Source organism: Cellulosimicrobium cellulans, assembly GCF_042723955.1.
GTDB lineage: Bacteria > Actinomycetota > Actinomycetes > Actinomycetales > Cellulomonadaceae > Cellulosimicrobium > Cellulosimicrobium cellulans_H.
The window spans coordinates 23,794-37,527 of record NZ_JBHXIC010000002.1; the positions used below are offsets into that span (position 1 = coordinate 23,794).

At 73.7% G+C, this 13,734-nt stretch carries 11 protein-coding genes; 1 reads left to right on the plus strand and 10 read right to left on the minus strand.

The window, feature by feature from the left end; all coding sequences use genetic code 11:
* Positions 1-14 precede the first annotated feature (14 nt).
* A complete protein-coding gene (locus ACFWH7_RS00870) occupies positions 15-1,073 on the minus strand; it encodes a PDDEXK nuclease domain-containing protein (RefSeq protein ID WP_336726036.1) in 1,059 nt (352 codons plus the stop codon).
* A 421-nt stretch (positions 1,074-1,494) separates the two neighbouring features.
* Here ACFWH7_RS00870 and ACFWH7_RS00875 point away from each other — a divergent pair, with 421 nt between their 5' ends.
* Positions 1,495-2,169, plus strand: a complete 675-nt coding sequence (locus ACFWH7_RS00875) for a peptidase (protein WP_378214585.1) — start codon at positions 1,495-1,497, stop codon at positions 2,167-2,169.
* A gap of 69 nt (positions 2,170-2,238) precedes the next feature.
* Here ACFWH7_RS00875 and ACFWH7_RS00880 read toward each other — a convergent pair whose 3' ends face one another.
* From ACFWH7_RS00880 to ACFWH7_RS00920, 9 genes are all read right to left on the minus strand, one after another.
* Positions 2,239-2,892, minus strand: a complete 654-nt coding sequence (locus ACFWH7_RS00880; RefSeq protein ID WP_378214586.1) for a hypothetical protein — start codon at positions 2,890-2,892, stop codon at positions 2,239-2,241.
* Positions 2,893-2,897: 5 nt separating this feature from the next.
* Positions 2,898-4,268, minus strand: coding sequence for a glutamate decarboxylase (locus ACFWH7_RS00885; RefSeq protein ID WP_378214587.1), 1,371 nt, complete (start codon positions 4,266-4,268; stop codon positions 2,898-2,900).
* Positions 4,269-4,329: 61 nt separating this feature from the next.
* Positions 4,330-4,707, minus strand: coding sequence for an SHOCT domain-containing protein (locus ACFWH7_RS00890; RefSeq protein WP_378214588.1), 378 nt, complete (start codon positions 4,705-4,707; stop codon positions 4,330-4,332).
* 35 nt (positions 4,708-4,742) lie between these two features.
* On the minus strand, positions 4,743-5,060 hold the full coding sequence (locus tag ACFWH7_RS00895; protein ID WP_378214589.1) for an SHOCT domain-containing protein: 318 nt from the start codon (positions 5,058-5,060) through the stop codon (positions 4,743-4,745).
* Between the two features lie 26 nt (positions 5,061-5,086).
* Positions 5,087-5,563 carry a DUF6325 family protein gene (locus ACFWH7_RS00900; protein WP_378214590.1) on the minus strand — a complete coding sequence of 159 codons (477 nt, stop codon included), beginning with the start codon at positions 5,561-5,563 and terminating at the stop codon, positions 5,087-5,089.
* Positions 5,564-5,686: 123 nt separating this feature from the next.
* Positions 5,687-8,053 (minus strand): arylsulfatase, encoded by a 2,367-nt coding sequence (locus ACFWH7_RS00905; RefSeq protein ID WP_378214591.1) that lies wholly within the window; start codon positions 8,051-8,053, stop codon positions 5,687-5,689.
* Positions 8,054-8,251: 198 nt separating this feature from the next.
* Positions 8,252-10,486: an AAA family ATPase gene (locus tag ACFWH7_RS00910; RefSeq protein WP_378214592.1), complete on the minus strand. Its 2,235-nt coding sequence runs from the start codon at positions 10,484-10,486 to the stop codon at positions 8,252-8,254.
* 50 nt (positions 10,487-10,536) lie between these two features.
* Entirely contained in the window at positions 10,537-10,911 is a 375-nt protein-coding gene (locus ACFWH7_RS00915) for a carboxymuconolactone decarboxylase family protein (protein ID WP_378214593.1), read from the minus strand.
* A 191-nt stretch (positions 10,912-11,102) separates the two neighbouring features.
* On the minus strand, positions 11,103-13,685 hold the full coding sequence (locus ACFWH7_RS00920) for a glycoside hydrolase family 31 protein (protein ID WP_378214594.1): 2,583 nt from the start codon (positions 13,683-13,685) through the stop codon (positions 11,103-11,105).
* Positions 13,686-13,734: the final 49 nt, after the last annotated feature.

Here is a 13,734-nt window from a genome sequence, read left to right on the forward strand (position 1 = left end):
CCCGCGGGTCCCGTTCACGATCGCTGCTCGAGCTCGTCCGCGACCACCGCCTGGAGCTCGGCCACGCTCGGCAGCGCTCCGCGCGCCTCGTCGGGCAGCCCCTGGAGGTCCGCGACCGCGACGGGCGCGTTCGTGCTGGCCAGGGAGTAGCGGACGACGGCGCCGCTCCGGCCCGTACACAGCAGGATCCCGACGGTCGGGGCGTGGATCTCGTGCCGGCGGTACTGGTCGTCGACGATCGCGACGTAGGTCCCGAGCTGACCGAGGTGCGCGGGTTCGAACTTCCCGACCTTCAGCTCGACGACGACGTAGCGCAGCTGCTCGACGTGGAAGAACAGCAGGTCGACGAAGAACTCGTCGACGGCGTCGCTCTCGTCGTCGGGCACGGTCAGACGCACCTGCCGCCCGACGAACGCCATCCCGCGCCCGAGCTCGAGCATCGTGTCCTGGAGACGGTCCATGAGCGCTTGCTCGACGTCGCGCTCGGCGCGCTTCTCGACGAGGCCGAGGTGCTCGAAGACGTAGGGGTCCTTGACCATCGCCTGTGCCAGCTCAGAGTCCGCGGCGTCGAGTGCCGCGGTGAAGTTCGTCGGCGCGGCCCCGAGAGCATCGCGCCGCCGGAACTTGATCTGGTACTCGAGCACGGGGCGGGTCCAGCCGTTCTCGGCAGCCTCCGCGGCATACCAGTCACGCTCGTCACGGGTGCTGAGCCGCTCGAGGAGGGTGATCACGTGTCCCCAGGGCAATCGGCCAACGGGACGTTGGCCGAACTCCTCGAGCGTCGGCCAGACCTCGGCGACCCTGCGCATGTTCTTCAGGTTCGAGGGCGACCAGCCACGCTGCTCCGGGAACTCCCGCTGCAGGTCAGCGGCGAGCCTGGTCACCACCTTCGCACCCCAGCCCGCGGTACGTTGGCGCTCGAGGATGTCGTGGCCGATCGACCAGTAAAGCCGCAGCACCTCGGTGTTCGCAGCGCGCGCGGCGCGGAACTGCGTCGCGCGGACGCGCGCCTTGAGGTCGGTCAGCAGCTCGGCGTATCCCGCCGGCTCGAGGTCGTCGTTCGATGACGGCACGGCACGTCCCCCTGACGGTCGCGCGCCGCGTCCCGGCGCTCCGCTGCGAACGTAGGGCATCGCGGCTTTGCGCTGTCAAGGGGTCGTGCGGGCGACTCAGCCGGACGCCTCCTCGCCGTCGAGCACGACCTCGCTGTCGCTTTCGGACGGATAACGACACTGATGTCGTTCTCGGCCGGTGGGATTCACCCGCGATCGAACTGGACGCCTGTCCAGTTGGCTGTCTAGCGTGGGGGCCAGCCGGTGCCCGTACGCTCAGCCCCCTGCCAGTACGGGCACCGGCGATCACGGCGGTGCCGCCTCACGCGTCCGACACGCCCGCGCCCTTGCTGCCCCGAACCGCCTGTCCGGCGGCGGCACGGGCGCGCCCTCAGGACGGTACCCGTCGCGCTCGACCGACCACGACCCGACGGGAACGACCATGAGCACCTCGACCGGACGCCGCACCCTGGTGCGGGCCACCACAGCCGCCGCCCTCGCCGCCTCCGCCGCGCTCCTCGCGGGCCCGGCCGCCCACGCCGCCGAGGGCGACACGTACGTGCCGTCCCAGCCGTCGATGCGCCTCACGACGCTCGTCTCGGCGTGCGAGCAGGACGCCGCCTACCTGGACTACGCGATCGAGGTCGAGGGCACCGACCACGACACGGTGACGGTCACGTGGATCAACCCCGACGGCGAGAGCGTCGTCCGGTCCGGCCTCCCCCTCCAGGGCCGGTTGCTGTGGCCGGGGGCCGTCGTCGACGAGCAGGGCAAGGGCGTCGACTGGCCCGGGTGGCGGTTCGAGGACGGCGAGTGGGTCGAGGGCGACGAGTACGACTGGGTCCGGCCCGCCGTCGACGTGAGCTTCGAGGTCAACCCGCACGTCCTCGTGACCACGGTCTACCCGCCGTCGTCGCCCGACTGCGCGACGAACCCGCCCGGGGAGGACGACCCGGCCGGCGTCGTCCCTGTGTCGAACGAGGTGAGCGCGTCCGCGCAGAACCCGAGCCTGGCGGAGACCGGCGCGACGGTCGGTCTCTACGCGGCCCTCGCCGCCGGCCTCGCCGCGGTGGGCACCGCCGTCGTGCTCCTGTCCCGTCGCGCGCGCCGGAGCTGATCCCGCCGCCGGCCCGCGTGCGGTCCGGCGAGCGCTGGCTCTCGGCCGAGCGATGCGCCCCGCCGTGCGTCACCCGGCCGGGAGCGCGTCGCTCGGCGCGGGCGCGTCGACCGACCGCCGCGACAGCAGCGCCGCGACGAGGAAGCACACCGCGCCGACGAGCGTGCCGGCGTCGTCCCACCACTCGCTCACGTAGGTGCCCGTGGCGAGCGAGACGTACGCCCCGACGGCAGACACGCCGAACGCGACGGAGCCGAGCAGGTTGAGCCAGGTCCCGTGCCAGGTGCGGGCGTCCGTGTCCCACAGGTGCCCGCGGTCGCGCGTCGCGACGACGGCGAACGCGGACGACACGAGGAACGCGACGGAGCCGTAGGCGTCCGGCTTCCAGCCCGCGCCGAGCGCCGTCGGGTCGTCGACCGCCGCGACGAGGGCCGTCGTCGTGCTGACGTTGAAGCACAGCGTCCCGACGAGCTGGACCGCCGCCGCCCACCAGTCCCACCGGTCGGCCGGGTGCGTCCCCGCACGCGGCGGGCGCCGCCCGCTGAGGCCGAGCTGCACGAACGCGGCGGCGGTGAAGAACACCGCGCCGACGACGAACGTGACGTTCGTGGCGACCGCGCCGACGGCGTCGGCGTAGGGCGGGAGCGCCCCGACGAGGAAGCACAGCGACCCGACCGCGAACCCCCACGCCTCGCGCCGCAGACGACGCCCCCGCCCGTCCACGACCGTCAGTGGTGGAAGCCCGAGCGCCGGCCCTCGGCGGGCATGGGCGACGTGAGGCCGTCGAGCCACTCCGTCTCGACCCGGATGTCCTCCAGGAGGTCGTCGGCGAGGTCGCGGCTCACGCCGTTGCGCACGACGATCCGCTGGACGGTGAGGTCCGCGAGGTCGTCGGGCATCGGGTAGGCCGGGACCAGCCAGCCCTTCATCCGCAGCCGGTCGGAGAGGTGGTACAGGTCCCAGTTCTCGGTGTGGCCCTGCTTGAGCCGCCACGCGAACACGGGGATGTCGGACCCGTCGTTCCACAGGTCGAACGCGCCGATCTGCTCGATCCCGTGCGCGAGGTACTTCGCGACGTCCTGGCACTCCTGCTGGATCGCGGTGTAGCCCTCCCGGCCGAGGCGCAGGAACTGGAAGTACTGGAGCAGCACCTGCGCGCCCGGACGCGAGAAGTTGAGGGCGAGCGTCGGCATGTTCCCCCCGAGGTAGCTCACGCGGAAGACGAGCTCCTCGGGCAGGGCGTCGAGCGTGCGCCACACGACCCAGCCGACCCCGGGGTACACGAGTCCGTACTTGTGGCCCGACGTGCTGATCGAGTGCACGCGCTCGAGCCGGAAGTCCCACTCGATCTCCGGCTGGAGGAACGGCGCGATCATGGCGCCCGACGCGCCGTCGACGTGGATCGGGACGTCGAGCCCCGTGCGCTCCTGGAGCGCGTCGAGCGCCGCCGCGATCTCTTTCACGGGCTCGTACATGCCCGTGTAGGTCACGCCCATGATCGCGACGACGCCGATCGTGTTCTCGTCGACGTACTTCTCGAGGTCGCTGCCGTCGAGGCACGGGTGCTCCTCCGAGATCGGCACGTACCGCGCCTCGACCTCGAAGTAGTTGCAGAACTTCTCCCAGCACACCTGCACCGCCGAGCTCATGATGAGGTTCGGCCGGTCCGCGGGCTTCCCCGCCGCCCGGCGCGTGAGCTGCCACCGCCGCTTGAGCGCGAGGCCCCCGAGCATGCACGCCTCGGACGACCCGATGGTCGACGTCCCGATGCAGTCCTGCACGTCGGGCACGTTCCACAACGACCCGAGGATGCGCCAGCAGTTCTCCTCGACCGCCGCCGTGCGCGGGTACTCGTCCTTGTCGACCATGTTCTTGTCGTAGACCTCGGCGTAGAGCCGGTCCGCCTCGTCACCCATCCACGTCGCGACGAACGTCGCGAGGTTGAGGCGCGAGTTGCCGTCGAGCATCACCTCGTCGTGGACGACCTGGTAGGCGGACGTCGGCTCCATCTCCGCGTCCGGCATGGTGAAACGTGGCGCGACCGCCCGCACGCCGGCTCGCGTGTAGGTCGGGCGCAGGACGTGCTGCTCGTCGGTCATGCTGGTTCCTTCCGACACGCCGGGGACCCGGCTCGGGTGGGTGACGTCGCGCCCGGTCAGGTCAGGCGAGCGCCTTGGCCTTGAGCGCCGCGAACTCCTGCTGGTCGATCGTCCCGGCGTCGAGCAACGCCTTCGCGTCGGCGATCTGGGAGCTCGGCGACGTGCCGGAGACGCTGCGGATGTACGAGTCGGTCGCCGCCTGGGCGTTCGCGACGCTCTGCGCGTGCCGCTCGCCCATGCCCTTGCCGCGAGCGATGAGGTAGACCAGCGCCGAGAGGAACGGGACGACGATGAGCGCGAGCACCCACACCGCCTTCCACCACCCGCTCAGGTGCCGGTCGCGGAACAGGTCCGCGACGATCTGGAAGAGGATCACCAGATACATCACGAAGAAGAACCACCACACCATGAGCCAGAACCAGTCCCAGAAGGTGTCCATGTCGCTGCCTTTCGTCGTGGGGGTGCCGACCGTCGTCAGTCGGCGAGGATGCGTGCCTTCTGCGCCTCGAACTCCTCGGCGCTGAGCACGCCCTGGTCGCGGAGCGCGCCGAGCTGGGTGAGCTGTTCGATGCGGGCGTCCATGCCCGACGGCGCCGCCGGCGCGGGCGGCGCGTACGCGGGCTCCGGGGGCGCGTACTGCTGGGGCGGCGGCGCGTACTGCGGCGCCGGCTCCTGCGCGGCCTCCTGGGCGGCCCAGCGGCCCGCCTGGCGGCGGGAGACGCGGTTCGAGACCGCGGTCGCGGTCCCGGCGATGACGGCGGTGCGCGCGACACCGCGGAGCAGTCCTGGCACGAGGGTCTCCTTCTGCGAGCGCCGGCTCAGGCGTCCGGCTCGGTGGCGTCCAGCGACGCGAGGAGCGCCTGGACCGGGATGCGCCCGCTCGCGACGAGCTGGGCGCCGTTGCGGCGCAGGGCGGTCGCGAAGGGGGCCGCCCACACGTTCTCGTAGACCAGCACGACCGCCGTCATGCCGGGCTCGACGGCGCTCGCGGCCTCGTCGAGGTCGTCGTCGCCGAGCAGGCCCGACCTCGACCCCTCGAACACCGCGAGGTTCGTCGACCCGTCGTCGAGCTCCTCGAGCCCGAGGCCGACGACGCTGCCGTCCTCCTCCCGCCGGACGACCACGAGGTCGAGCACGCGGATGATGCCGCGGTCCACGAGGTCGACGAGGTGCGGGAAGGCCGCGTCGCCCGTCGCGCGGTCCGTCGGGAGCTCGATGACCAGGAAGTCGATCGGCCCGCTCTCCGCGAGGTCGCCGAGCTCGCTCTCGAGCCCGTCGTTGAGTTCTTGCGTCATCGTCGCGTCCTCTCCGCGTCCGCCCGCGCCACGCGCGCGGGCCTGTCCTCAGGCTCGTCCTGGCCGCCGGGCGAGTCCTCACCCAGAACGCGTGAACTCCTGACCGGCGGCCTGCTCGGCCCCCTACCGGCTCGCGCCGTCCGTCGCGGGCAGGAGGTACTCCACGTGCACGGCGTCGATGCGCCCGTCGAGCGCGAACGGCATGCGGTCCGCGTACGCGCGCGACACGGCGCCGCCGTACGCGCGCCCGACGTCGAGGCAGTCGTTCGCGGAGAAGAGCAGCGGCGCGCTCACGGGGACCGTGCCGGAACCGACCTCCTCGCCGTCGACCTGCAGCGCGACGTCGAGCGGGCCGCCGGGCCGCGGCTCGACGTACGTCGTGACGATCTCGACCGTGTGGTCGCCGGCCGCGAGCGGCGTGCTCGACCGGACGACGGTCCGCTGGATGAGGAAGAGGTTGTACTCGTAGGTGAGCACGCCGTCGAGCAGGAAGCACGTGAGCCCGCCGCCCGCTCCGCCGAGCTTGTAGAGCACGCCGTTCGCGGCGTCCGGGACGGACAGCCGGATCTCCACTCGGTTGGGGCGGTTGCCGAGCGCCGGGGCGCAGAACTCCGGGACGCGCACCGTGTCGCCCGAGAAGTCCCACGCCGTGTACGGCGGGCTGATCCGGTCCTCGGGGTGCATCGCGACCACCCAGAGCCCACCGCCCACGGGCAGGACGTCGTTGCGGGCCGCCTCGATCGCGAACAGCTCCCTGAGCTCGGCGAGCTTCTCGGGATGCTCGGCGGCGAGGTCGCGCGCCTGGCTCCAGTCCTCGTCGAGGTGGTACAGCTCCCACGGGTCGTGGTCCGGGGTCCAGGTCTGGATCCCCGGTGGCATCCCCTGCACCCACGGGAGCCGTGGACCGGTCGCCGAGGCCATCCAGCCGTCGGCGTAGATGGAGCGGCTGCCCATGATCTCGAAGTACTGCGTCCGACGGCGGCCCTCGGCCCCGGCGTCGTCGATCGAGTACGCGAAGCTCGTCCCGTCGATCGGGTCCTGCGGGATGCCGTTCACGGTCTCGGGGTGGGAGATGCCGATGATCTCGTAGATCGTCGGCACGAGGTCGACGACGTGGTGGAACTGCGTGCGCGGCACGCGGTCGGGCTCGATGCGCCCGGGCCAGCTCACGAACATCGGGTTCCGCGTGCCGCCGAGGTGGGACGCGAGGAGCTTCATGCCCTGGTACGGCGACGAGCCGGCCCACGCCCACGCGGCGTGGTACTGGTTGTCCGTCGCGGGCGTGCCGAGCGCGTCGAGCCCGCCGAGCTCCTCGAGCGCGGCGATGTGCTGCTCGACCGTCGACGGGATGCCGTTCTGCGCGAGCAGCTCGCTGATCGTCCCGTTCTGCCCCTCGCCCGAGGAGCCGTTGTCGCCCCAGATGTAGACGACGATCGTGTTGTCGGCGAAGCCGAGCCGCTCGACCTCGTCGAGCAGGCGCCCGGCCTGCACGTCGGCGTGCTCGCCGAACCCTGCGGCGACCTCCATGAGCCGCGCCTGGAACGCCTTCTGGTCGTCGGGGATCTCGTCCCACCCGGCGAGGCTCTCGGGCCGGGGCGTGAGCTCGGCGTCCTCCGGCACCCAGCCCGCGGCCTTCGCGCCCGCGAGCGCCCGCTCCCGGTAGGCGTCCCAGCCGTCGTCGAACTGCCCGGCGTACCTGTCCGCCCACTCCTTCATGATGTGGTGCGGCCCGTGCAGCGCGCCGGTGGCCCAGTAGACGAAGAACGGCTTGTCCGGCGCGTTCGCCTTGTGGTCGCGCAGCCAGCGCATCGCGTCGTCGGCGATGTCCTCGCTGAGGTGGTAACCCTCCTCCGGGGTCTTCGGCGGCAGCGTCGGGGTCGTGTTGCGCACCAGGTGCGGCTCGTACTGCGACGCCTCGCCCGCGAGGAACCCGTAGAAGTACTCGAACCCGTACCCGGTGGGCCAGCGGTCGAACGGTCCGGACGCCGTCGTCTCCTCCGCCGGCGTGTTGTGCCACTTGCCCCAGGCGCCGGTCGCGTACCCGTACTGGCGCAGCACCTCGGCGATCGTCGCGCTGCTCTTGGGGATGTGCCCCGAGTAACCGTCCCAGTCGTTCGCGAGCTCCGCGATCTGCCCGTTGCCGACCCGGTGGTGGTTGCGCCCGGTGAGCAGCGACGCGCGCGTCGGGGAGCACATGGCGGTCGTGTGGAACCGGTTGTAGCCGATGCCGCCCGCGCGGACCCGGTCGAGCGTCGGCGTCCGCACGGCGCCGCCGAGCGTCGTCGGGAGCGCGGGACCGGCGTCGTCGATGAGGATCACGACGACGTTCGGCGCGTCCGGGGGCAGGTGCCGCTCCGGTGGACGCGGGGAGTACGTGGACTCCTGGATCGTCCGCCCGGCGACGCTCCCGGACCGCCGGGGCGGGAACGGCAGCGACCTCTCGGCGGGCAGCGGCGGTCCGACGACCGTCCGGCGGGGCTCGTCACTCATCGTGTCTCTCCTGTCTGTCCAGGACCTCACGGACGGCACGGGCGCGGCCCCGGCCCGGCGCAGGTCGTCGGGCCGTCGTGCAGGTGGGGAGCGCCCGGCGGCCCGACGACTCGTCGACCGTAGGTCCGCCACGACGGAGAGGGCATCACGCAGATCGCGCGAACGACGGCGCGGTGGTTCCCGCAGCCGGGGCGCCGCTCAGCTCCCGAGGAGGCCCAGGGTCACGGCGCGCTCGACGGCGGCGCCGCGCGTCGTCGCGCCGAGCTTGCGGTAGATCGCGCCGACCTGGGTGCTCACCGTGTTGCGGGAGACGAAGAGCCGGCGCCCGATCTCCGCCATGGTGAGGTGCGTCTGCAGGTAGGGAAGCAGGCGCAGCTCGGCGGGGGTGAGCGGCGGGGCGCCGCGCGTCGCGGCGACGCTCTCGAGCCGGTCGCGGAAGGCGGCGACCTCGCCCGCCAGGAGCCCGACGCGCGGGCGGCGGCGCAGCAGTTCGGCGGCCTCGGCGGCGAGGTGCGACGCCGTCGTGCGGTCCCCGAGGGCGAGGCACGCGTACCCGAGCTGGAGCCGGACGCGCAGCGCGAGGTACGGCATGACGTGCGTGCACGGCACCCGGGCGCGCATCCCGCGCGCGACGAACCGCTCGGCCGCGGTGCGCTCGCCCCGGTGGGCGGCGACGCGGGCCCGTACGGCCAGGGCGATCGCCGTGGTGGAGTAGCCCTCCATGTGGTGGTCGTCGACCGTGCCGACCGCGGCGCGCGCGTGCCGCTCGGCGTCGTCCCACCGTCCCTCGTCGAGCGCGAGGATCCCCAGCTCCGCCTCGCTGAGGAGCACCGAGTCCGGGTTCCCCGCCTCCGTGCCGCAGGCCACGGCCTCCGTGAACGCGTCCCGCGCCGCCTCCCGGTCTCCCACGAGCAGCTGGGCCGAGCCCAGCAGGTGGAGCGCCTGGTCCCGCCACGGGCTCCAGGCCGGCTCGTGCTCGACGGCGTAGGCCGCGCACGCGAGGGACGCCTCCGGGCCGTCGACGCACATGGCGGCCCGCACCTGGCACCGCGCGGACTCGAGCGCGACGCGGTCCTCGTCGGGGAGGAGGTCCGCGTCGAAGCCCTCCAGGACGGCGGCCCACCGCTCGGCCGTCGCGGACTCGCCGAGCAGCAGCGCACGCCACGCGGCGACGACCGTCAGCTCGGGGAACGCCTCGACGACGGCGTCGCCGAGGGTCTCGAGCCAGCGGGTCACGACGGCGACGCCGCCGTCCTGGTAGGTCGACAGCGCGAGGCGCCCGACCAGGACGGCCGCCTCCTCGACGTCGCCCGCCGCGAGGAGGTGCTCGACGGCTCGCGCCTCGATCCCCTCCTCGACGTGCCACGCGGCGGCGCGCCGGTGGAGCGGCGCGACGGCCTCGGGCTCCACGCGCCCGAGCTCGGCGAGCAGGAACTCGCGAAAGAGCGGGTGGTAGCGGAACCAGCCGCGGTGGTGGTCGAGCGGGACGAGGAACAGGCTCGCGTCCTCGAGCTCGCGCAGGCGCGCCGCGGCGTCCGTGGTGCCGAGCACGGCGTCGCACGTCGCAGCCGAGAGCTGGTCGAGCACGGCCGTGGCGCGCAGGAAGTGCTGCGTCTGCGCGGACAGGGTGGTCATGCACTCGCGGTAGAGGTAGTCGGCGACGAACCGGTCGGTCCCGGTGAGCGACGCGGGGTCCTCCCCGTCGCGCACGAGCAGCGCGCAGAGGAACACGCCCGTGGGCCAGCCCTCGCACCGCTCCACCACGGTGTCGATCCCGGCGTCCGGCATGGCCCCCGCCGCGCGGAAGATCTCGCGCGCGCCGTCGACGTCGACCCGCAGGTCGTCGGGCCCGATCTCGACGAGGTCGCCCTCCACGCGCCGTCGCGCCCCGTGCCCGGGCGTGCGACGGCTCGCGACGACGACCTGCGACCCCGGCGGGACGCCACCGAGCACGATGTCGAGCGCGTCCCGGCACGCCACGGAGCCCGCCTCGTGCAGGTCGTCGACGAACAGCACGAACGGGGTCGCGGTCCGCGCGAGCGCCGCCGCGAGCAGCGGGGCGGACCTCCCGAGCATCGCCGCGCCCGTGCCGCGCATCTCGGCCGACACCGCGGCGACCTCGGGCGAGACGCGCGCGCACGCGAGCGCGAGGAGCGTGAGCAGGGCCCCGGGGTCGTCGTCGAGGCGGTCGAGGCTGGCCCAGGCGACCGCGCGGTCCTCGAGGCTCGCCCACTCGGCGAGCATCGTCGTCTTGCCGTAGCCCGGAGGCGCCGTCACCACGACGACACGGGCGTCGTCGCGCCGCGCGCGGTCCACGAGCCCGCGCCGGGACACCGCACCGCGGCGTGGCGCCGGCGGCTCGACCTTGCCCGCCAAGAGCGCCGTGCTGAGATCCGGTCGCGCGGTGACCGCCTGACGGCTCCCGTCGGACACGCAAGCAGCCTAGGAGCGCCCCAGAGACCCCTCAACAGGAGCGAGGGAAATCACCCGCGGGACGCGGGGGGCCCGCCCGGCGGGACGTCGTCCAGCCCACCGCCGGGGTCGTCCTCCCACCCCTCCACGGGCTCCAGGCCCAGGGCCAGCGCGACCCGCGGGGCTGCCGCCACGACGGTGGGCAGGCCGACGACCGGCACGACCGCGGCGAGCACGCCCACCACCTCGGCGGGGTCGACCCCGGCCTCGACGGCGCCGTCGATCTCCGCGCCGTACGTCGGGACGGACGCCCCGACCGCGACGGCCGCGGCGATCCGGACCAGCGCCCGGTCCCGGCTCGAGAGCGGCGCGTCCTCGAGACCTGCGCCGTCGCCGACGCGCTCGTCGTTGACCGTGAGCCGCCGGAGCACCTCCGCATGGTCCACGACGACCACCCACCCCTTCCGACTCCGGGTCGACGGGGGCCGACGCGGTCGCCTCGCCCCTCCTGCCAGCATGCCGACGGCACGACGTGCGGTCGTCACGCAGAACGCATGACGGGGCGCGCCAGGAGCGGCGCGACGACGTCCGGGTGCCGCGCCGCCCCAGCACGAACGGCGCGGCACCCGATGGACCCTCAGGCCGGTCGGACGGATTCCGACAGGCCGGTGAGGACGTCCCCGCCGGTGACGTGCTGTCCTGGCACGCGGGCCAGGAGGATCTCGGTGAGCGCGGACTCGAGCGCGCCCGGCAGGCCGAGCGCCTGCAGGTGCGAGAGCCGCACGGACAGCGGCCGGTCCGCCGTGAGCACGCCGTGCGCGCGCTCCTTGTCGTCGTACGGGACGTGCGCACGATCGAGCGCCACGAAGAGGCGGGCGTCCACGTCGTTGTCCGCGAGACGGGGGGCGGGCCCGAGGTCGACGACGAGGCAGGACGACGGCGCGAGCGCCTCGACCGTGACGTGCAGTGCCCGCTCGTCCCGCTCGACGAGCGCGCCCACGGGCGCGCCGTCGACGGTGACGACGGGCGCGACCTCGTGGTCGTCGCTCCCGGTCGGCGCGAGCCCCGGGAACGTCAGGGTCCAGCGCCGCGACGACGGCACCACGCGCGCGTCCCCTGCGACCGGCCCGACCGCCGCACGGCCCGTCGCCTGGTCGAACGCCAGCGGGGTCCGTGCCTCGCCGAGGGTGCTCTCGGGCGCGCCGTCGACGACGGTCCCCGGCGGAAGGCCCTCCGCGTCCTCGACGAGGTCGAGCGCGCCGTCGGCCCCGACGACGACGAGCACCTCGACGTGCTCCGGGTGCGCGACGCCGTTGCCGGGCACCGTCGCGCCGTCGAGCGGCACGATCGCGCCGGTGCGCGCGAGGACGGGAATGCTCGACAGGTCGCGGTGCAGCCAGGTCTCGCGGCCACCGTCGTAGACGAGCCCCCCGAGCACGTCGACCCACGTCCCCTCGGGCAACCACGCGCGCACCGCGGCGACCCCGGCCGCGGGGTCCGCCGGCGCGGTGATCGGCGCGACGACCAGCTCGGACCCGAAGAGGTACTGGTTGCGCGCCGCGTACGCCTCGGGCTGCTCGGGCCACTCGTGGTACAGCGGCTGGACCAGAGGCACGCCCTCGCGCGCGGCCCGGACGTTCATCGTGTGGAGGTACGGCAGCAGGCGGTGACGCAGGCGCAGCGCCGCGACCTGGGCGTCCCGGGCCTCGGGGCCGAACGTCCACGGCTCCTTGCGCGTGAACGGGTTCCCCGCCGAGTGCAGGCGCAGGATCGGCGAGAAGACGCCGAGCTGCACCCACCGCGTCGCGAGCTCGTCGTCCTTGGTGCCGTGCATGTGGCCGCCGACGTCGTGGCTCCACCACCCGTACCCGATGTTGCTCGCGGTCGCGGTGAAGTACGGCTGGAAGTCGAGCGACTCCCACGAGATGACCGAGTCGCCCGAGAAACCGACCGGGTAGCGGTGGCTGCCCGGTCCGGCGTACCGGGAGAAGGTCAGGGCGCGTGTCGCGCGACCCGCGGCGGCGCGCGACGCCTCGCCCGCGTTGTCGACGTAGTGGACGTGGTTGAGCATCCACAGCGGGTCGACGCCGGGCACGCGCGAGACGCCCCCCTGCTGCCAGTCGACCCACCAGAAGTCGACGCCGTCGCGCTCGAGCCCGCGATGCAGCACCTCGGCGTAGGCACGCAGGAAGTCCCGGTCCGTCGCGTCGAACGCGATCGGCTCGCCGCCGTCGGGGTCGCGACCCAGCGCCGCGGCCATCGCCGGGTAGGCGTCCTCGAACGCCCGGACCCCGTCGGCGGGGTGCACGTTGAGCGTGACGCGCAGGCCGTCGTCGTGCAGCGACCGCAGGAACGCCGCCGGGTGCGGGAACAGGTCGCGGTTCCAGGAGTACCCCGTCCAGCCGCTGCCGTGCCGCGGGTCGACGTCGGTCACGTGCCAGTCCATGTCGAGGACCGCGACCGCGAGCGGGACGCCCTCGCGGCGGAAGCGTCGGACGAGCTCGGCGTACGAGTCGGCCGAGTACCGGTGGAACCGGCTCCACCACGTGCCGAGCGCGTACCGGGGCAGCACCGGCTGCGGCCCGGACAGCGCGTAGAGCGCCCGCAGCGCGGCCCGGTAGTCGTGCCCGTACGCGAAGACGTACAGGTCCTGGCGCGACCCGTCGCGCGGCACGACCCAGCCGTCCTCCTCCAGGACGAGGCTCCCCGAGTCGTCGATCACGGCCCAGCCGTCGCGCGAGACCACCCCGGGGCCCAGCGGGACCGGGCCGTCCGCCTCGTCGAGCGTGCGCGCCGTCCCGCCGAGGTTGCCCGGGCCGTTCCCCACAGCGTCCGGCTCCAGGGGGACGACCGTCGCCGGGACGCCCGGACCGCGCTGCCCGTACCGCCACACCCCGTGGTAGGCCGAGTGCGCGCCGAGCACCTCGACGCTCAGCCCGCTCGCGCTGAACGGCCCACCGTCGTACCGCAGGCGCAGCCTGTCGGTGACGACCTCGATCCCGTCGTCGGACCCGGTGCCGGACGAGGTGACGCGGAAGTCCGGCACCGGCAGGTCGCGGTGGAGCGCGAACGCCGACGCGCGGTCCTCGAACACGCCGTCCTCCGCGCGCTCGAGGCGCACGAGCCCGTCGGCGAGCACCGTGATCCGGTACCGGTCACCGAGGATCGTCGCCTCCGGGCGGGCGACGGGGCTGGTGGCGAGGCGGGGCGGGAAGGTCATGTGCGGTGGTTCCTGTCGGTGCGCGTGCGGGATGTGGTCGTGGCGGTGC